Origin of the sequence: Paenibacillus sp. FSL K6-2441 (assembly GCF_037964765.1) — a bacterium.
Taxonomy (GTDB): domain Bacteria; phylum Bacillota; class Bacilli; order Paenibacillales; family Paenibacillaceae; genus Fontibacillus; species Fontibacillus phoenicis.
In genome coordinates, this window is record NZ_CP150174.1 from 852,501 (window position 1) to 872,997 (window position 20,497).

14 protein-coding genes and 2 rRNA genes (1 of these 16 running past the window's edge) are annotated in these 20,497 nt (G+C 52.4%); 12 read left to right on the forward strand and 4 right to left on the reverse strand.

The window, feature by feature from the left end:
- Positions 1-2,504 (forward strand): 23S ribosomal RNA (locus NSQ80_RS03610); it begins 555 nt to the left of the window's first position.
- Positions 2,505-2,719: 215 nt separating this feature from the next.
- A 5S ribosomal RNA gene (gene rrf / locus NSQ80_RS03615) occupies positions 2,720-2,836 on the forward strand.
- Positions 2,837-3,187: 351 nt separating this feature from the next.
- Here rrf and NSQ80_RS03620 read toward each other — a convergent pair.
- A complete protein-coding gene (locus tag NSQ80_RS03620) occupies positions 3,188-4,270 on the reverse strand; it encodes a CotH kinase family protein (RefSeq protein WP_339301380.1) in 1,083 nt (360 codons plus the stop codon).
- Between the two features lie 218 nt (positions 4,271-4,488).
- On the opposite strand from NSQ80_RS03620, the gene NSQ80_RS03625 reads away from it, so the two are divergent.
- From NSQ80_RS03625 to NSQ80_RS03670, 10 genes are all read left to right on the forward strand, one after another.
- On the forward strand, positions 4,489-4,914 hold the full coding sequence (locus NSQ80_RS03625; protein WP_323079264.1) for a hypothetical protein: 426 nt from the start codon (positions 4,489-4,491) through the stop codon (positions 4,912-4,914).
- Positions 4,915-4,940: 26 nt separating this feature from the next.
- Positions 4,941-5,972 carry a hypothetical protein gene (locus tag NSQ80_RS03630; protein ID WP_260072000.1) on the forward strand — a complete coding sequence of 344 codons (1,032 nt, stop codon included), beginning with the start codon at positions 4,941-4,943 and terminating at the stop codon, positions 5,970-5,972.
- 158 nt (positions 5,973-6,130) lie between these two features.
- A complete protein-coding gene (locus NSQ80_RS03635; RefSeq protein ID WP_260070704.1) occupies positions 6,131-6,805 on the forward strand; it encodes a DUF2642 domain-containing protein in 675 nt (224 codons plus the stop codon).
- Between the two features lie 14 nt (positions 6,806-6,819).
- On the forward strand, positions 6,820-6,969 hold the full coding sequence (locus tag NSQ80_RS03640) for a hypothetical protein (protein WP_009227114.1): 150 nt from the start codon (positions 6,820-6,822) through the stop codon (positions 6,967-6,969).
- Positions 6,970-7,013: 44 nt separating this feature from the next.
- Positions 7,014-8,384 carry an arsenic transporter gene (locus tag NSQ80_RS03645; RefSeq protein WP_260070703.1) on the forward strand — a complete coding sequence of 457 codons (1,371 nt, stop codon included), beginning with the start codon at positions 7,014-7,016 and terminating at the stop codon, positions 8,382-8,384.
- 187 nt (positions 8,385-8,571) lie between these two features.
- The gene (locus NSQ80_RS03650) at positions 8,572-10,203 is read left to right on the forward strand and encodes a formate--tetrahydrofolate ligase (protein WP_339301384.1); all 1,632 of its coding nucleotides are present in this window, start codon (positions 8,572-8,574) and stop codon (positions 10,201-10,203) included.
- A 171-nt stretch (positions 10,204-10,374) separates the two neighbouring features.
- Complete coding sequence (locus NSQ80_RS03655) at positions 10,375-11,685, forward strand: ABC transporter substrate-binding protein (protein ID WP_339301386.1); 1,311 nt, start codon at positions 10,375-10,377, stop codon at positions 11,683-11,685.
- Positions 11,686-11,823: 138 nt separating this feature from the next.
- Positions 11,824-13,563: a sensor histidine kinase gene (locus NSQ80_RS03660; protein WP_260070701.1), complete on the forward strand. Its 1,740-nt coding sequence runs from the start codon at positions 11,824-11,826 to the stop codon at positions 13,561-13,563.
- A gap of 24 nt (positions 13,564-13,587) precedes the next feature.
- Positions 13,588-14,961, forward strand: a complete 1,374-nt coding sequence (locus NSQ80_RS03665; RefSeq protein ID WP_323079255.1) for an extracellular solute-binding protein — start codon at positions 13,588-13,590, stop codon at positions 14,959-14,961.
- Positions 14,955-16,550, forward strand: coding sequence for a response regulator (locus NSQ80_RS03670; protein WP_339301389.1), 1,596 nt, complete (start codon positions 14,955-14,957; stop codon positions 16,548-16,550). Before NSQ80_RS03665 ends, NSQ80_RS03670 begins: the two co-directional genes overlap by 7 nt.
- A gap of 232 nt (positions 16,551-16,782) precedes the next feature.
- Here NSQ80_RS03670 and NSQ80_RS03675 read toward each other — a convergent pair whose 3' ends face one another.
- The 3 genes from NSQ80_RS03675 to NSQ80_RS03685 are packed head-to-tail and all read right to left on the reverse strand — an operon-like array spanning position 16,783 to position 20,347.
- Positions 16,783-18,900: a CotH kinase family protein gene (locus NSQ80_RS03675; RefSeq protein ID WP_339302157.1), complete on the reverse strand. Its 2,118-nt coding sequence runs from the start codon at positions 18,898-18,900 to the stop codon at positions 16,783-16,785.
- A 25-nt stretch (positions 18,901-18,925) separates the two neighbouring features.
- The gene (locus tag NSQ80_RS03680; RefSeq protein WP_028539949.1) at positions 18,926-19,630 is read right to left on the reverse strand and encodes a DUF4956 domain-containing protein; all 705 of its coding nucleotides are present in this window, start codon (positions 19,628-19,630) and stop codon (positions 18,926-18,928) included.
- A 3-nt stretch (positions 19,631-19,633) separates the two neighbouring features.
- Entirely contained in the window at positions 19,634-20,347 is a 714-nt protein-coding gene (locus NSQ80_RS03685) for a polyphosphate polymerase domain-containing protein (RefSeq protein ID WP_028539950.1), read from the reverse strand.
- Positions 20,348-20,497 lie beyond the last annotated feature (150 nt).

Consider the following 20,497-nt stretch of genomic DNA (forward strand, 5'->3'; position numbering starts at 1 on the left):
CCTGAAACCGTGTGCTTACAAGAAGTCAGAGCCCTCTATATGGGTGATGGCGTGCCTTTTGTAGAATGAACCGGCGAGTTACGTTTGCAAGCAAGGTTAAGCCGAGAAGGCGGAGCCGCAGCGAAAGCGAGTCTGAATAGGGCGAATGAGTTTGCAGGCGTAGACCCGAAACCGTGTGATCTACCCCTGTCCAGGGTGAAGGTGCGGTAACACGCACTGGAGGCCCGAACCCACGTACGTTGAAAAGTGCGGGGATGAGGTGGGGGTAGCGGAGAAATTCCAATCGAACTCGGAGATAGCTGGTTCTCCCCGAAATAGCTTTAGGGCTAGCCTCGGTGGGACAGTCGTGGAGGTAGAGCACTGATTGGGTGCGGGGCCCGCCAAGGGTTACCAAGCTCAGTCAAACTCCGAATGCCATAGACTGAATAACCGGGAGTCAGACAGTGAGTGCTAAGATCCATTGTCAAAAGGGAAACAGCCCAGACCATCAGCTAAGGTCCCCAAGTGTGTGTTAAGTGGGAAAGGATGTGGAGTTGCACAGACAACCAGGATGTTGGCTTAGAAGCAGCCACCATTTAAAGAGTGCGTAATAGCTCACTGGTCGAGTGACTCTGCGCCGAAAATGTAACGGGGCTAAACACACCACCGAAGCTATGGCTTGAATCGACTTCACTGCTTCTTTGAGGCGGTGTGAGACCGGAGACATTTTTGCCGAAAGCTACCGAAGAAGAAATTCAAAGGTTTCGGCCAAATGGTTCTCGGGGCGAAACACCAGACTTCGAAGCTGGAGTGAAGTCGATTCAGGGGTAGGGGAGCGTTGTATGCGGGTTGAAGGTTGACCGGAAGGACAGCTGGACTTCATACAAGTGAGAATGCCGGTATGAGTAACGAAAAGATCAGTGAGAATCTGATCCGCCGAAAGCCTAAGGGTTCCTGAGGAAGGTTCGTCCGCTCAGGGTAAGTCGGGACCTAAGGCGAGGCCGAAAGGCGTAGTCGAAGGACAACAGGTAGAAATTCCTGTACCACCGTAATCCGTTATGAGCGATGGGGTGACGCAGTAGGGTAGTGACGCGAGCTGATGGATGCTCGTCCAAGCAGTGAGGCTGGTGTGTAGGCAAATCCGCACACCGATAAGGCTAGGCTGTGATGGGGAGGGAAAATTTACAGTACCGAAGGTCATGATCTCACACTGCCAAGAAAAGCCTCTAGCCAGGAGAAGGTGCCCGTACCGCAAACCGACACAGGTAGGCGAGAAGAGAATTCTAAGGCGCGCGGAAGAACTCTCGTTAAGGAACTCGGCAAAATGACCCCGTAACTTCGGGAGAAGGGGTGCCTCGGTAGGGTGAATAGCCCGAGGGGGCCGCAGTGAAAAGGCCCAAGCGACTGTTTAGCAAAAACACAGGTCTGTGCGAAGCCGCAAGGCGAAGTATACGGGCTGACGCCTGCCCGGTGCTGGAAGGTTAAGGGGAGCGGTTAGGGTTTAGCCCGAAGCTGTGAACCGAAGCCCCAGTAAACGGCGGCCGTAACTATAACGGTCCTAAGGTAGCGAAATTCCTTGTCAGGTAAATTCTGACCCGCACGAATGGCGTAACGACTTGGGCGCTGTCTCAACGAGAGATCCGGTGAAATTTTAATACCTGTGAAGATGCAGGTTACCCGCGACAAGACGGAAAGACCCCATGGAGCTTTACTGCAGCTTGATATTGGACTTGGATACGATTTGTACAGGATAGGTGGGAGCCTAGGAAGCCGGAGCGCCAGCTTCGGTGGAGGCGCCGTTGGGATACCACCCTGATCGTATCTAGGTTCTAACCTGGTACCGTAATCCGGTACGGGGACAGTGTCAGGCGGGCAGTTTGACTGGGGCGGTCGCCTCCTAAAGAGTAACGGAGGCGCCCCAAGGTTCCCTCAGAATGGTTGGAAATCATTCGAAGAGTGCAAAGGCAGAAGGGAGCTTGACTGCGAGACTGACAAGTCGAGCAGGGACGAAAGTCGGGCTTAGTGATCCGGTGGTACCGCATGGAAGGGCCATCGCTCAACGGATAAAAGCTACCCTGGGGATAACAGGCTTATCTCCCCCAAGAGTCCACATCGACGGGGAGGTTTGGCACCTCGATGTCGGCTCATCGCATCCTGGGGCTGAAGTAGGTCCCAAGGGTTGGGCTGTTCGCCCATTAAAGCGGTACGCGAGCTGGGTTCAGAACGTCGTGAGACAGTTCGGTCCCTATCTGTCGTGGGCGTAGGAAATTTGAGAGGAGCTGTCCTTAGTACGAGAGGACCGGGATGGACGCACCGCTGGTGCACCAGTTGTTCCGCCAGGAGCACAGCTGGGTAGCTAAGTGCGGACGGGATAAGCGCTGAAAGCATCTAAGCGTGAAGCCCCCCTCAAGATGAGATTTCCCCGTATGTAAGACCCCTTGAAGACGACAAGGTTGATAGGCCTGAGGTGGAAGTGCCGTAAGGCATGGAGCTGACAGGTACTAATCGGTCGAGGGCTTATCCAAAATTCACCCCAAAAAGTGAAGCGGAGGCTTCGGAGAGTACACCGAGTACTTTTCGGGGACCCCGGGAACTGAATAGGGGCTAAAATGCAAATCTAGTTTCGTATCCAGTTTTCAAGGATTCAACCTTGAACCGATTTTTAGCTGCACGCCTTTTATAAGGTTTGATCTTTTGCTGAAGCGGAAAGTGCGGAAGTAAAAGCAGCGCAAAAATCATGTTTGGTGGCAATGGCGGAGGGGTTCCACTCGTTCCCATCCCGAACACGACCGTTAAGCCCTCCAGCGCCGATGGTACTTGGACCGAAGGGTCCTGGGAGAGTAGGACGCTGCCAAGCAAAGAAGAAAGAGCACTGCCGATGATCCGGTGGTGCTCTTTTTGTGTTTGACTTGTGCTTGCCCCGAGCTGGAAACCTGCAAAAGTACAGTTTTTTTCGGGGAAATCTCGATTTCTCGGTCAAAGCCTGCAAAAGTGCAGTTATTTTTCTCGATTTAGGTCAATTCGAGCAAATCGGCCCCAAAAGCCTGCACTTTTGCAGGCATTCCAGGCAAAACGGCCACTCCCCCGCAAAATAACTGTATTTTTGCAGGAATCGTGCAATCGCGTAGAGCGGCGTGTAGGGGCACGCGTGCAAATACCGAAAAGCGCGCCATCTCAGCCTACCTACCGTACCTACCTCATCCCATCACTACTTCTCAAGCTCGCGGAGCAAATATTCACGGCGTTTCGCGATATAATCCAGAATGACCTGACGGTCCGACAGGAGGATATCGGTGGAGTATTTACGCGTGGAATCCGCCATAAGCGCTGGCATCAACGAGGAGTGAAGTGAGTTAATGGTTGGAGCCAGCTGGTTCACCGTAAAATGACGCTCTAGAATCTCCTTCAGCGTATTGCGATACTGCCTCCGGACTGAGGGGAAGGAGAGCAGCTTTTGGGTCAGCCCGTTATACCCTTTGATCCGGACGTTGTCGATGTTGCTGAGCTTCCCGTAACTGTTTCTCCCCCAGGTTCCCTCGTAATCCCAAGGGCTCATTTGATATTTCAAGCTGCCCATTTTGCGGAAGATCGCATAGTTTTGAGTAAAGCCGTCAAAGTTCCCGGTGCACACCGCCCCGCCTAACCAACGTAAATACTCCGGAACATCTAAATGCTTCTTCAAATAGGCCAGAAGGCGTTTCCCCTTGAGCGTATTGAGCCGTTCCACAAACCGCGAGATTCGTGCCATCTCCTGAGAGGTGCCAATCACCAGCTCGTAGCCGGAAGCAAGGTTGCGCTTGCGTTTTCCCCCCTCCCCAATCAGACGAAAGTTGGCATTGTTATTGATGGCATATAACAACGAACTCGTTTTCACTTTCCTTTTGGTAAAAAACGACCGATCTACCCCTTCAATCTCAAGATACAGCCCCTGATTCACTCCATTTACAACAAGGTAAACATGTCTCGTTCTTGGACTCGGAACTCCAATTTTTTCAAAAAACCAAAAAGATAGTGCGTTTCTCATCATGGTAGGATCATCCCACTCCACGTTGTAATGGATGCTCCTGTGACCTATGCGAAGTTCGTATGATTTTTTGTCGTAATAACGGGTGTGTCCGCCCCGGTAACGGATTTTGACGTTTTCTTTGATGTTATCCGTCATGAGTAAAGCGTTGGCGTATTGGTCATCCCATACGCTTTTTTCTAGCTTTGCTTGGTCTGACCGGCCGATTTGAAGCGAACGAACGGGGAACCTCAACCTGATCACCTTTCTTGCGGAAGCCTGCCGCATTTCACTTTAATATCCAGAATATGCAGGCGGTTGTCGGATGGTCCGCTTTTACCTATGGCAACAAGGATGTTAATTCTTTGATTCTTGTAGGCAATTCTACTTTAGTTACAGAAGTGGAAACTTATAGATGATAGATATCAGACTAGGACAAAGGTTAGTTATCGACATATGATGTACTACAATTCCCGCTAGGGGGCAAATGAAAGGAGGGGAGGAACGTGGCCTGCTACCAATCGCTGAGTCAATTAATGCATCTCATAGGTAAGGAAGTTTGTATAAATCGTGGTCAACCGGGTTTCATAATCGGCAGATTAGTAAGCATCCAGAATGATTATGTGGCCGTACAAACGAAGGATCGTCGCGTACTCTACTACCGTTCGGCTTTTATTGACAGCTTGTCCGAAACGAGATGGAAGAGAGTGCCGACGAACTACAGCCAAGAGGTTGAAGTGATCATGGCCCCTCGATTTAATGAACTTCTCTCAAGCCTCCTGGACCATCAGATCCTGCTAGATTTTGGCGGGCCGCAAGTCGAGAAAGGGTTGCTTACCCGTATAACTGCCGATGAAGTTGTGATGGAAGTGAATGAGGAGAGTGTAAGAATCCCTCTCGAGCAAATTCGTTATACGGTTTGTGAATGTTAAGCAATTTATGGAAGGGGAAATGGGTTATGGCCTTCAGTCAAACAGGAAACGGCTATAGCAATTTACAAGGGAGCACCGTCCGAATCAATCGGGGTGGCCCGGATTCGGTTGAAGGAACTTTGGTAGGTTACGGATCGGATTACCTTGTCATTCTGGCCAAAGACGGCACTGTCTATATCAAAAACGCTCATGTGAAGAGCTTTAGTCAAAACTTGGGCACAAAAGGGAAAACCAAAGGAACGATGGGGAGAACAGGCCAATCCATTATTCGTTCTTACAATTTCGATGGCGTTCTTCGTGCCCTGAAACACCAAAAAGTGCAAATTAACCGCGGAGGCCCTGAGAAGATCGAAGGGATCATCTCGGATTATGGCAACGATAGTTTGACTCTCATTGTCAATAATGAACTCGTGCAGATTCAAAGCTATCATATCAAAAGTGTGACCGTGCGCAGCCGCTCCAGCAGCAACAATAATAACAACAATAGAAACGGAAATAACCGAAACAACAATGGCAGATCCAACAACAACAGAACGGGAGGGAGAACCGGCGGCAGAACAAGCGGCAGAACCGACGGTAAAACCTCAGGCAGTAAAAGCGCCACCGTCTCTGGAGCTACAGGCGGCAGAACAAGTGGCGGTGGAGGTCGCGGCAGAACCGGCGGTGCGGGGACGGGCGGCAGAAACCGCACCCAGGGAAGAACCCAGGGAAGAGACCGCACCCAAGGCAGAGATCACACGCATGGAGACCATAATCATGGCGGAAACCACACACATGGAGACCATTCTCATGGTGGAAACCACACGCATGGCAGAGGAGGAGATTCTGCAACCGGTGGCAGAACCCGCACGCAAGGTAGAACGGGTGGAGCAGCTACTGGCGGCAGAACCCGCGGTAGAACTGGCGGCTCATCCACTTGGGGACGTATGGGTGGAGCTACTGGCGGCTACCGGTGGGGGACCAGAAAGACGAGCAGCAATGTGAAAAAGTCGAGCAAAAAACGGCAAGGAGGATCCTCCAAGGTATCCTCTAAGAAAAAATGGGATCCCTTTCTTTAAGAATGGAACGAAAGCCTGCAGTCGTTGAGGCGGTGCCTGGGGCGCCGCCCTCTTTAAGATTTAGGGAAAATACCCGCTATTTATCCTAGTTAAGCCGAGCCGACAAATGTCTTTCCTATCACCCTCACCAACGATGCTCATGATAAAGGAGGTATACGATGCCTATGCTAACTTCTTATATCGGACAACATATCGAACTCACCATTAGCGGCAGACCCCAATTAGACACAGGGTTCTTAGTTGATGCAGGGGATGATATTGTCGTCATCTTCAGACAGGAGCGCTATTACTACATTCCAACGAAGCACATTCATCACTTCCGGGTTATTCCATTTCCTGAGAAAGAACATGAGGGAACCTTGTATGAGAACCCGCTGGAATGGGCAGCGGGAGAGTCGATTTCCTTCCGGAAAACGTTGTTTAACGCCCGAGGCGTCTTTATGGAAGTTTATATGACGGGCGTTCATACGCTTAGCGGTTATCTGACCAGCGTCATGAACGATTACCTTGTATTCTATTCTACGGTTTTTCATACCGTGTATGTCCCATTGGACCACGTGAAGTTAATTATGCCTTATCCGGCCAACAAACCTCCCTTTTCTTTAGAAAATGAAAGACTGGGCGTCAAGCCCACCGGTCTGACATTGGCCCGAACGTTTGAGCAGCAACTTAAAAAGATGGAAGGGAGTTTGGCGGTTCTCGATCATGGGGAAGCGCCGGATAAATTCGGGATCGTTCAATCCGTTGATCGAGGTTTGCTTTACCTTGTTTTAGCTGACGGGGAATCGGTGATATGGAATATTCAGCATATTAAGTCTGTCCATTTGCCTTAAGGGGGGAGTAGAAAATGGTTGTCCTTGTATTGATTGTACTTTCGGGGTTGGGACTCTATACGTTGTTAAAACCTTCGGTCAAGGAAGAAACGATTGCCCATGCTCCTGTTGTTGAAGTTCAGCAGGCTGAGTACGAATACCTTGGTCGTGTCAGCGGTAAATAATCGGCCGGCTAGAGCAGAAACAATTGGAGAATGGAGGTGGTCACTTGATAGAGCTTACAGCTGCAAGCTTAACGATTCTCGCATTTGTTCTAACCACCATCCTAATCTTGTGGCGCCCAAGGGGACTCAATGAAGCTTTCCCCTCCACGATCGGGGCTGTCATCGTCTTACTCAGCGGGACAGTGAACTTTTCCGATCTGCTTCATATCGGAGAGACCGTGAGCGGAGCGGCGATCACGATTATGGCGACGATTATTATGGCGCTTGTCTTGGAAAGCTTCGGTTTTTTTCATTGGGCAGCCGAGGGACTTGCTTACCGATCCAGGGGCTCCGGGATCCGCTTGTTTTGGTACGTGAACCTGATGTGTTTTTTAATGACGCTGTTCTTTAATAATGATGGCAGCATTCTCATTACGACACCGATATTACTGCTATTGCTAAGAGAATTTAAGTTGAAAAACCATCAGAAGATCCCTTATCTCTTATCCGGAGCTTTAGTGGCAACAGCCTCCAGCGCCCCGATCGGAGTCAGCAACATCGTGAACTTGATTGCACTTAATATGGTTGGGATGAACTTATATACGCACACGATGATGATGTTTGTCCCTGCAATTTTAGGGTTGATTGTGCTGGTAGGTTTACTATTTCTCGTATTCTATCGTCAATTGCCGAAAGAGCTGCCGCCCAGATTGAGGGCACATCCGTTAAAAGCACCGCGATTAAGCCTTGAATCCGATGATGGGTTGGAGCAGGCTGCGCCGTATCGCGAGCCCTTGAAACAAGATACGAAATTTATGCAAAAAATATTGCTATTCGTGCTCATCGTACGCATCAGTTTATTTGTTGCCTCTTACTACGGGATTCCCGTAGAGCTGGCTGCTGTACTTGGCTCTTGTGTATTGCTAGGGTGGAGATGGTACCGTTTGAAGATTCCGCCATCAGATATGCTTCGCAAGGTTCCGTGGCATATTTTGGTTTTCGCTTTCAGCATGTATGTTATCATTTTTGGGTTACACAACATCGGATTAACGAATTTTCTCATTTCGCTTGTAAATCCTCTGATCCACGACGGCATGCTGAACGCCAGCTTGCTCATGGGAGGAGTTATGACGTTACTCTCCATATTTTTCAATAATCACCCTGCTTTAATGATCGGAACGATGACGCTCACCGAAATGCAGCTGGACCCTCTGACGCTAAAGATCTCTTATCTGGCTAGTGTCATTGGCAGTGATATCGGTGCATTGTTATTGCCGATCGGGACGTTAGCTTCGTTGATCTGGTTCCATCTTCTTAGAAAACATCACGTCAAAATTACATGGGATGATTACTTGAAAGTGACGATGATCGTCATCCCGCCTACGCTGATCTTCACACTGGTCCTCTTGCCTTTGTGGGTACAATGGATCTTATAAATCGAACAGGGGCCTGCAGCTTACGCCGAAGGCCCTTGATGTTTTTCCGAAGTAGTGCTGCAATCGGGATTCAGGACGAAATCCATCACGCATATTTCCATCTATTTCATGTACAATAAGGATGAATTCTTTCTATAAGATTTTCGGGATAAAAAAAGAACGAGATAGATGGAGGTAGCGGAGTGGAATGAAGCCGATATTGGAAGTAGCCGCATCGTGTGGAATTGCCGAACAACATATCGAATTGTATGGACGGTATAAGGGGAAAATAGATGCTAGCATCCGAGAAGAGTTTCGCAACCGGCCGGATGGAAAATTAGTGCTGGTGACCGCGATGAATCCGACGCCGGCTGGAGAAGGAAAAACGTTAACGACGATTGGACTAGCCCAATCGCTGAATGCCATCGGGCGGACAACCATTGCGGCGCTGCGGGAGCCGTCGCTTGGACCTTGCTTTGGCATGAAAGGCGGTGCAACCGGCAGCAATAAAGCGCAGCTGCTCCCTTCAGAGGATATCAACCTGCATTTTACCGGAGACCTGCATGCCATTACATCCGCGCATAATTTGCTGGCGGCGATGTTGGATAATCATATTTTTCAAGGGAATGCCCTGCAGATCGACACGGACCGGATCTTGTGGAAACGGGCCATGGACATGAATGACCGCAGCCTGCGGCAAATCGTCGTAGGACTAGGCGAAGGAAACGGGAGCGTGCACGAATCCGGATTTATGATCACAACGGCCTCCGAGGTCATGGCGGTGTTATGCCTCAGTGAGGATGCGCAGGATCTCAAGGACCGCTTGAGCCGGATGGTCGTGGCCCGGAACATGGCAGGCGAGCCGATCACCGCAGCGCAGATTGGCGCCGTGGATGCGATGACCGTCCTGCTGAAGGATGCGATCAAGCCCAATCTGGTGCAGACGGCGGAGGGAACGCCGGCAATCGTGCACGGCGGACCGTTTGCCAATATCGCCCACGGTTGCAGCAGCGTAATCGGTACGAAGACCGCTTTGAAGCTGGCGGATATCGTTGTGACAGAAGCGGGCTTTGGAGCTGACTTGGGCGCGGAGAAGTTCTTCGACATCAAATGCCGGCAGGCAGGTTTGAAGCCGGATGCAGCTGTATTGGTCGTCACGGTGAAGGCGTTGAAATACAACGGCGGAGCGTCTAAGACCGAGCTGGACCAGCCCAATATGGAAGCGCTGCGAGCCGGATTGCCCAACATGAAGCGGCATCTGGAGAACCTTCGCAAATTTGGGGTGCCGGTGATGGTCGCGATTAATCATTTTACCAGTGATACGGAAGATGAGATTGCGCTTGTGAAAGAGGAATGCGCCCAGTTGGGCGTTAAGGCAGAGCTGTCGGACGTTTGGGCGAAAGGCAGTGAAGGCGGCAGGGAGATGGCGTTGGCTCTGCTGGGCATGTTGGAGCAGGAGACCGCGCAATATACTCCGCTTTATCCCGATGATCTGGACCTCAAGGCCAAAATCGAGACGGTGGTTAGGGAAATTTACCGCGGCGAGGGCATCAAGCTAAGCGCCAAAGCGGCCGCCCAAATCGAGGAGCTGGAGCGGCAGGGCTTCGGCCGGCTGCCGGTCTGCATGGCGAAGACGCCGTATTCGTTCTCCGATCAGGCGAATCTGTTAGGCGCCCCTGAAGGATTTACCGTACAAGTCAAGGACGTTACCTTATCCGCAGGTGCCGGCTTTGTTGTCGTCCATACCGGTAAAATCGTCACCATGCCCGGGCTGCCAAAGCATCCGGCTGCGGAGCGGATTCATCTTGACGAACGCGGGCAAGTTGCAGGTTTACTATAAATATGGAAAAGAGCGTCCGATTCTTCACGGATTGAAGTGGAGAATCGGCTTTTTGTTGCCTGGGATCGGAAAAATTCCAACCTGAAATCGCAAAATTGCCTCCTCAAAAATCCGCGTTGATTTCGCTAGACTAAAGGTATAAATTCGGATGCAGGAAAGGAATCAACCGCAATGAAGAGAGGAAAATGGTTGGCTGTTCTGCCGGTTGCCGCCATGATGATTTCTTTGCTAGGCGCATACAGCGTGATCAATGCGGCGAATGATGAGGAGAGCATCGCTTCGGGCCTGACCAATGGCAGTCTAGGTTCCCCGATTGAGCTGACGTTCTGGGCGCTGGAAGATGCCCATTATGAAGCGCTGGCCCAGGAATATATGGCGGAGCATTCTAATATTCACATCCGATTCAGCAAGGCAACAGATTCAATCGAACAAGATGACCGCTTAGAGGCAGCCTTGTCCGCTGGGACAGAAACCCCGGATATTTTGATGTTAAATCAGGAGTCCATGCAGCGGTTGATGGATCAACCAGATCGGTTTTATAACCTATATGATTTTGGCGCGAAGAGCATCGAACAGAACTACCTCTATTGGGCGTGGAAGCAAGCGACTACGGCTGACGGTTCCTTTCAAATGGGCTTGCCGGCCGAGGTCCGTCCGACGGTGGTTTACTATCGCGCGGATTTAATGGAACAAGCCGGACTTCCAACCGATCCCGAGGAATTTAGCGCCGCGATCAACAAATGGGATAAATTTGCCGCCGTGGCAAAGCAGTTTACGAAGGAAACCGGAATCCCGTTTGCCGATTCGGCAGAATTAGTGTATAACGGCCTGCGCGACCAATCGACGGACGTGATTTACTTTAATAAGGTTGACGGCTCCTTTATCGCGGACACGAATCCGCAGGTGAAGAAGGCGTACGATTTTACGGTAACAGGCATTCAAGAAGGATGGATTGGCAGCTGGGCACTTGGTTCTCCCGAATGGGAACAAGCGATTCGCGAGGGGAATGTAGGCGTCATTCTCGGCCCAACCTGGATGGAGGACACGATCCGCAGCGCCAAGGCGACAGCCGGCAAGTGGCGGATTGCGCAAATTCCTGAAGGCTCCGGCAGCTGGGGAGGCTCGTTCCTGACGTTGCCGATGGAAGGGAAGCATCCGAAGGAAGCTTACGAGTTTATTGCCTGGTTAACCAACAAGGAGCAACAGTTGAAGTCGTTTCAAGCCAACGGGCAGATGCCATCGATTCCATCTGTCTATAACGAGCCGGCTTTCCTGGCCGAAGAAGATGAGTTTTTTGGAGGACAGGTGATCTCGGAGGCTTACGCCCGATCGGCGCAACGCGTCAAACCGTTCTACCGTGGTCCGCGGTTTGAGCAAGTTGATTTGAAGCTCAAGAATGCGCTCCAGAACGTGCTTGAGAACAAAGCGAATCCGCAAAAGGAATGGGAGAAAGCCATCGCAGCTGCTAGAAACGATGGTTGAACATAGGTCATGAAAGGATACGTTAAAACAGATTCGCAAGGGGCTTGCCCTCTTGCGAATTTCGCTTTGTCGAAAGGTGCAAGGGAATCTGCTGGGGTATGAAGAATAATAGAGTAGGAGAAACATAGGAGGAACGAAATGAAGCTTCGTCGAAAAATCTTGCTGGCTATTATTCTTCTCGTCTTTATTCCCGTCATTCTGATGGGCTCCATCTCGTATTACAGCTTCTCGCGGGCCATGGAGAATAAATCGAATACCTTCTATTGGGTCTCCTTGCTTGAAACCGACCGCAAGCTGAAGTTTGCGTTAAACGAGGTGACGACCGTCTCGAACTCGGCGATCGCGCAGCCATTAATCCAGCAGTTGGTGAAGCAGCCGAACTTTGCGGTGACCTATGAGCAAAAGCAGGACATCAACAACCTGATCAACCACCCGATGATTACATCGTTTGGCCTGTATTCCAAGGACAAACTGCAGTACCAGTTTAATGAGGCGATGTCCCTTCAGGAATTGAAGCAGCAAAGCTGGTATGGGGCGATGGAAACCGCCGAAGGCCGCCCGGTTTGGGTAGGGCCGGGGGAGAACGGTTCGGCCGCCTCCGGGAAGCCGGTGCTGATTCAAGCCCGATTAATTAAGGATTACTACTCTCTGGAGGATATCGGCGCGTTAGTGATTTACGTGAAGCCAGATATTTTGGATCAAGTGTTTTGGGATGCTGTGACGTTAAAGCAGGGCGATATCTTGCTCGTGAACAAGCAGGGGAATATCGTGTTCGACAAGTCCGGCTCGTATATCGGAGAGCGCACGGAATTTCCTTTCCTGACCCAGGAGGAGCCGGAAGGGAAAGGGTATTATACCACCAAATATCAAGGCGAACCCTCGCTAATCACCTACTTGCCTTCACATAACAAGGATTGGTATCTTGTGGCCATTACGCCCAGTAAGCTGATCGCTTCGGAATCGAACTCGATCCGCAACATCGCGATTGTGTTGGTGCTGGTGTCGCTGATTTCGGCCTTTCTGTTCGACCGGTTTTTCGTCCGTCGATTGGTGCGCAGCATCATCGGTGCGGTTAACGGGATGAAGCGGGTGCAGCAGGGGATATTTGTGCCGATTACCTCTTCCGTGCGCAGCGAAGACGAAACGGATTTGCTCGTCGATGGCTTTAATCGGATGAGCACGCAAATCTCTGAGCTGATTGAACAGGTAGAGACCGAGCAGGCAAGGAAGAAGGAGTTCGAGCTTCAGGCGCTGGTTGCTCAGATCAATCCTCATTTTATTTATAACTCGCTGGAATCGATCAATTCGCTGGCGGTTTTGCAGGGGAACAAGGAGATCAGCAAAATGGTGGTCTCGCTCGGCAAGCTGCTGCGCATCAGCATTAGCGAAAACCAACAACTTATTACGCTGGCCATGGAAATGGAGCATGTGCGGCATTATCTGGATATTCAGAAGTTCCGCTTTGAGGAGCAGTTCGACTATCAGATCGAAATCCCCGAGTCGCTGAAACACTATTTGACCCAGAAGCTGATCGTCCAGCCAATCGTGGAAAACGCGCTGTACCATGCGATCGAGCCGATGAAGGAAAAAGGGCTGATCTCGATTACAGCGAAGGAAGATGACCGGGATATTATGATCGATGTGACGGATAATGGGCCGGGCTTCAGCTTGGATCGGCTGATGAATTTGTGGAGCAAGGACGAAGGCAATAAAAACTACCGGGGAACCGGGGTTGGACTTCGAAATGTGCATGAGCGGTTGCGCATCCGGTTTGGCAGCCGCTACGGCATCCTGATCTGTTCATCTCCCGGACATGGCTCGACCATCCGCATCCGCATTCCGAAGCTTCTCCACGATTCGGCAGCGGCGAAACGATAACGACGGAGGAAGGAGGCGGTTGACATGAAAAAATGGTTTTTGAACTGGGGCTGGATCGCCGTCTACGCCGTAGTGCTGGCAATCTCCGTGTTGATCATCGCGGGCGCCGGTCACGAGCCAATCGAGGAGAAGCAGACCGAGAAGGTCACTTTAACCTTCCGCCACTTTTGGATTAAGGAGCATGACCGGCAGATGCTGAACATCGTCGAGGACGTTGTGGCCAAGTTCCAAGAGACGCATCCCAACGTCAAGGTGAACTTCGAGGGAATGGACCAGACCGTCCACCGCGAGCAGAAGCTGAAGAGCGAAATGGTTACCGGGACGCCGCCCGACATGTTTGTGTTGTTTGGGGGAGCTGAAATCGAGCCTTACGTCCGCTCCAACCGGCTGATGGACTTAACGGATTTCGTAGAGGAAAATGGGCTTAAGCAACAGTTTCAGGATTTGCATTTATGGACCTTCGACAATCATATTTACGGGTTGCCGATTGAAGGGAATGCGGAGCCGCTGTTTTATAATAAGGAAATCTTTAATGACTTGGGCTTGGAGCCTCCGGAGACGCTGGAGGATTTGAACAAGGTTATAGACGTGTTGACCGTTCACGGGATCACGCCGTTTGCGCTGGGTAACGAGGAACGCTGGCCGGCGGCTATCTTCGCCCATTATTTGATGGACCGGTATGCCGGGCCGGGGCTGATCAATGAGCTGGTGCAAGGCGACGAGTCGTTAAGCTTTCAGAACCCCTATTACTGGAAAGCTTTTAAGCAATTGAAAAGCTGGATCGATGAGAACGCCTTCTACGAGCCGGCCAACGACCTGTCAACGGAGGAAGCCATCGAACGGTTCACCAGCGGTGAGGCGGCGATGTACCTGAACGGGAGCTGGGACATCAACCTGTTCCACAACGAGAAGGCGCCGGCAGGCTTTCAGAATCAGGTCGGCGTGATCCCGTTCCCGTCGCTGACGGAGGGGGGCAGCCGCTCGATCGCCGGAGGGTATACCATCGGAATCGGATTATCCTCCAATCTGGAGGAGGCCAAGTGGGAAGCGGCGCAGGAGCTGCTGAAGGCTCTTTATTCCGAAGAGGTGCAACGGCGTATCGTTTATGAGGCTTTGCGTATTCCTTCGATGAAGATTACGTATGACTCAGAAAAAACGGGACCGGTGTTTGCTCAAGTAGTTGAAATGATGGAACAAAGCAGCCAAAGCTTTGTCCCTTACGATAACGTGCTTCCTCCCGAGGTAAATAAAACGTTCCTCAAGGTACTGGAGGAAATGATCAGCAAGCGGACGAAGCCCGAGGAGGCGTTGGAACAGATTCAACAAACGTCGGCGCAATATTGGCAGCTTCGCAGAAGCTCGTTGCCGGCGGAGACGGCTGGAGGTGCAGGATGGTAGCACAAGGTGAGAAATATCGGGTCATTTTGGTGGACGATGAACCGGTGATTTTGCGAAGTTTGCGAGTCGCCGTGCCCTGGGAGGAACTGGGCCTGGAAATCGTCGGAGAAGCGCGGGGAGGCGAAGCAGCGCTGGAGCTCATCCGCGAGCTGTCCCCGCATATGGTCATCAGCGACATTCGCATGCCGGGGATGGACGGAATCACGTTGATGAAGGAAGTGTTGGCGGAGAATGCCAATCGGCTGTTTATTTTCGTCAGCGGCTACGGGGAGTTTGAATATGCCCGCGAGGCGTTGCGGGAAGGAGCGTTTGATTATCTGCTGAAACCGATCGACCATGACGAGCTGATCGAGATGATCCGGCGGGCGAAGAGAACGTTGGAGAAGCGGGCGGAGAACGATAAGCTGCTGCACTCGGTGCAGGTGTTGTCGATGCTGGCGAGGGAGCGGATGTTTGCCGAATTTATCGAAGGCAACCAGAGCCAAAGTCATCTGCAGCATATGCGCTGGCTGGAGAACAGCGAGCTGATGCAGGACTATTTTATGGCGGTGATGCAACTGGATCATTTCGTCAAGCTGAACGAGCAGTGGTCGCCGGAGGAGCGGCGGCTGTGGTTATTTGCGGTGCGCAACATTTTGGGGGAATGGTCGGTGGCGCATGGGGCGCTGACAATGTTCCCTTTTCACGCCGGGGAATGGGTGTTGCTGTTCCCGAGTACGCTCTCCAGCCAGAAGGAGGAGCTGGGCAGCGATGCCATCCGCCAGATTCAGCTCTATACCAAGCTGTCCTGCTCCATCGGGTTCAGCCAAACGGCGGCGGGGCTGGAGCGGTTGAGCGAGGCGTACCAAAGCGCCACAAGGGCGTTGTATCAGCGGTTTTACAGCGACCGGGCGGGCGTGTTCATCGATCAACCGAGCCGGGAGCCCGGGGCCGATCGGGAGGCCAAATATCCGAAGCACCTGGAAGCGGTGCTCCTGGACAGCATTCGGACGCTGAACCGGGAGCGGCTATTGTCCGCATTGGATGAAACGAAGCAATATCTCGAAGAGCAGGCCTTCTCGAAGGAAGCCGCCGAGCGGATGATCGTGGAACTGACAGTGGTCATGTTCCGGCAATACGAGCAGATGCACCTGCTGTCAGAGTGGTCGCTGGAAGGCTTGCTGCAGGAGCTGCAGTCCCTCGGAACATTGAGTGAAATGATCGGGCTGTTGAAAGCGAACTTTGGCCGGTGGATCAGCGAAAGCCGCGAGAGCCAGATCAAGGACAACGTGCAGAATGTGATCGCCAAGACGCAGGAGTACATTTTAAGCAACTACCATAAGGACCTCAGCATGGAGGAAGTCGCAGAGCGCGCCGATTTGAGCATCAGCCATTTTTGCCTGCTGTTTAAGCAGGTGACCGGTTACACGTTCCTCGAGTATTTGACGGAATGCCGTATCGAAAAGGCCAAGTATATTCTGAAGAACAGCCAAGTCAAAGTGTACCAAGTCGCCCCGATGGTAGGTTATCAAGACCCGCGTTACTTCACCCAGGTCTTTAAAAAAGTAACCGGCATGACGCCAACGGAGTATAGGGAGGCAGGGGTGTAGGTTGTATGGGGGGCAGTAGCATGATGTCCTGCCTTGCTCGGTTGTCCCGATTCCTGCAAAAATACAGTTTTTGAGTAACTTTTATCGTAAAATAGCAAAAAACCTGCAAAAGTGCAGGCTTTTTGTTCGTTTAAAGCGAAATTGCGGATTTTCGAGAAAAATAACTGCACTTTTGCAGGCATTTGCTCAAAATAGCCATTTGGCTCGAAAAAAGATGTACTTTTGCAGTTTTCTATAGCCGTTTCCGGCGGAAGAAAGCGACGAAGCCTGCAGCGGCTAGGAGCACCAGCAAGGAGATGCCGGTGATCAGCGCTTCGCTGCTGCTAGCTTGTTGGCCGTTTGGCCCGAAGCCGCGGCCGCCGCCCGGGAAATCGCCGCCGCGGAAGCCGCCCGCAGGGCGAGCTTCGCCCGCGCCGCCGGCGGCATCGCCAAGCTCACCGGCGTCGCCCGGGAACCCTTCCGGAGGCTGAATGCCATCCGGAAGGGCCGGCGGGCCGCCGGCCTCGCCTTCGGCGCCAGGCGCACCCGGTGCGCCCTGCGGCAGCTGCGCCTGGGCGTCGCCGCTGGCGGCGCCGTCCGCCGCGGCGGCTGGCGCGCCCGCTTGCGTCGCTTGCGCCGGGTCGCCCATGGCGCCGTTACCGCCGGCTTGCGGCGGTTGCCCGCCTTGGCCGGCGGGAGCGCCATCGCCGCCCTGCGCGCTGCCCGCTGCGCCGTTGGTCGGCGTGCTTGGCTCCGCGACTGCGCCGGCTTGGGTCTCGCTCTGGCCTTGCGCTGCAGTGCGGCCCGTACGCCCGCCGCCGAAGCCGCCGCCCATGCCGCCAAAGCCGCCGCCGCTGCCCGATCCATCGCCGGACGAGGCGATGGTACCGTCGAGCTGCTGCTGGATATTCTCGATCTGACTAGCATTGGTACTGATCAGTTGGGGCACAGCTTGCTCGTATTCTTCATAGGTGTAAAAGGCCGTTGGATCGGCTTTTACATAAGACGAGATCATTTCCGACAACTCCGTGACGCGGGCGGAGAATTTGTCATTCTCCAGGAAGTTGTCGATCGCTGACTGAAGGATATCATGGTACTGGACCTTGTATTCATCTACTGCCAGCAGCTTGGCCACCAGCGGCCGATCTGCTACGGCGCCTTGCGTTGGTTCGTCGATCAGCAGATTGCTCTGACCCGAACTACCGCCGCCTGGAGCCGCCGCACCGCCTTGAGCGTCCGCGCTAGCGCCAGCTTGCGGCTGCCCGCGGGCAGCACCAGCGTCATCGCCACCGGTTGCACCGTCTTGCGCACCGCCACCGGCCGCCCCGGTCGCACCGGCTGCACCGCCAGCGCCATCCGCTCCGCCGCCAGCGCCGCCGTTCGCGCCGCGGCCGAATCCGCCGCCGCCCCGGCCCATACCGCCAAAGGCCATGTTGTAATCCCAAGGCAGGATGGAGAAGACGCCGTCGTCCTCGTACAAATAATAGTTCTGCTTATTGGCGCCGATGTAGCTGTCCATATTGTTCGTGAGCGTGTTTAGCGCAATGTAGCCCAGCGCGTCCGGCACATTGATGTATTTTTCATAGTTGCTGCCGTTATTCAGTTCATCCAGCATCTTGATCAGGATATCGCCGTTCGACGACTTCGACTTCTGCACCAATCCGGTATACGCCGACAGATCATCGCCCAACCAGGTCAAATCGCTGCCGCTGCCGGTCATTTCCCCTTTGTACAACGCCCCGTAGGCATTGCCAAAGTTACGCTCCAGATAGGCGTCGCCGATTTGCTCCACCGCCAGGTAGAACCCCCAGAGCTCGCCGTTAATATAGACGTTCACGTAAGAGTGCTTTGGCGTTGGCAAGCCCATCTGCTCGGATAGCTCATAGGTCAGAAACTCCCGCATGTACGTAGCGTCACTGTAGTTGTTGTTCAGGTTGATTTTTTGAATACCTTCCAAGGTTTGATTCACATATTCGTCAAAAGACAACTTAAAGCTGTACCGATCGGAATCGCTCATTTGCACCACGCTGCGCAAGCTCAAATTGCCTTTGGTACGGATGCCGACATTGTCAAAATGGTGACCGTTGTAATCCACCGACGCGGTTTTGAATTCCTCGGCGCTGGCATTGTCCAGCATGTCTTGGAAATCCGCCTCGTCGATGGTGATTTTCACGTCAACCACCCGGTCCTTGGGGAACACCTCTTCATCCAGCTTTTTCTCCTCCGCAGAGACCGTTCGCTTCCCGGCAGCCCCCGTCTGACTGTTCGTCACGGAGGATCCCCCGGAATTCATGGTGGCCTCGCAGGCAATCAGGCCAACCAACAGCAGCCCGACGCACGTCCACAGCAAAAGCCGGGTCCCTTTGCGCATCATTCTCTTCCACCTCCGGGTTCCGTTAAGACACGTAGTCGCCGTTATAGCTGATCAACACGGCATTTTTGACGCCGCCCAGCGCGGTAATTTGGTTCACAAAATTGCCTTCCTGATCGCGCAAGCGAACCTCTAGCGTCATTTCAATGTTGCCTGCGGTTACGGTTTTTTGCTTCACGTTGTAGCGTTTGACCAGCTGCCCGATTTGCGAATGAACGAGCTTCTCGCTCTCATCGCTCTCACAGTTCACAACCAGCAGATAAGGGGTTTCCAAGGAACTGCTCTTGATGAACAGGAACAGGATGAGGCCAATCACCGCCGAACCGATGGCGGCCAGCGCATAAAACCCGGCGCCTGCGACGATCCCGGCTGCGGCTGCCCAGAACAGGAAGATCAGATCGGTTGGATCCTTGATCGGCGTACGGAAGCGGACGATCGACAGGGCACCAACCATACCGAGGGACAGCACCAGGTTGGAGTTAACGGCGATAATCACCATCGCAGTGACCATTGTCATGCCGATGAGCGAGACGTTAAAGCTCTTCGAGTACAGCACCCCGCTGAATACCCGTTTGTACAAAATGTAAATGAACAGTCCGATCAGGAACGAAACGCCTAACGTAATGATGATTTTGCTGATGCTGATGTCTGAAGTGAAATTGTCGAGAATGGAATTTTTCACGATATCGCTAAAATTCGTTGTTGTCGTTGCAGTATTTGTTGCATTCATCAATCAATAATCCTCCCATGCGTTGGTCTTCAAATATTTGCGGCAAATGACGTATTTGGATGCCGATTGCTGTCTGAGCCCCTCTAACTGCAGAGCGGCCTGCAGATATTCCGGAATGTACTCGTCGTATTTGACCTCGAGAATGATGAGCTTGTCATCGTTGGCCGAAACGGGCCGTAAATCCGGGTCAAACAAATTGACGGCATGGAGTCCGGTCCGCAGCTCCTTATCAAACGTGATCCGCACATTGCCGTTCGGGCAAACAAACGGTTCGCGGACATAATCGACGATCACCTGCGGCGCCAAGAGTCGCTGCTTCATCTCAAGGTAAAGCTCATACAACAGCGGCTTTTCCGGCACGTTCAGCACTTCAATATTTCCGGCCAGGATGGCATCCACCGTCTCCCGGGTCAACCGTTCTTTGAGCTTGGCGATATAGTCGCCTTTTTTGATTTTTTTCTCAAACTGAATCAGGTCGTCCCGCCCGTTATAAATGCGAATCCGGTATTTACGGCGGTCACGGATGCCCCCCAATTTGTCGTGCAAGGCGGAGTTGTCGATGTCGTCGAAATACAGGCTGCGAATATGGTATTCACCGTCCTGTCCCGCATGTTCGTCATGGCGGGCTAATCCCCGTAACCGTTGCCGAAGGATATAATACTGGTGGCGGTTGATCATAAATTTCAGCTCGTGGCGATACTTCAGTTTCTGGTTCAAGTTCAAGTTGCACCTCTTTTCTCGGGAACCTTATGTGTGATGTCATTTATCCTATCAAGGCTCCCTGATTGTCCACTTAACGCAAACTGAAAATCAACTGAAAGTTTTAACACTGCGTTGACAAATGTGAAATCCTGTAAGTCGGAAAGT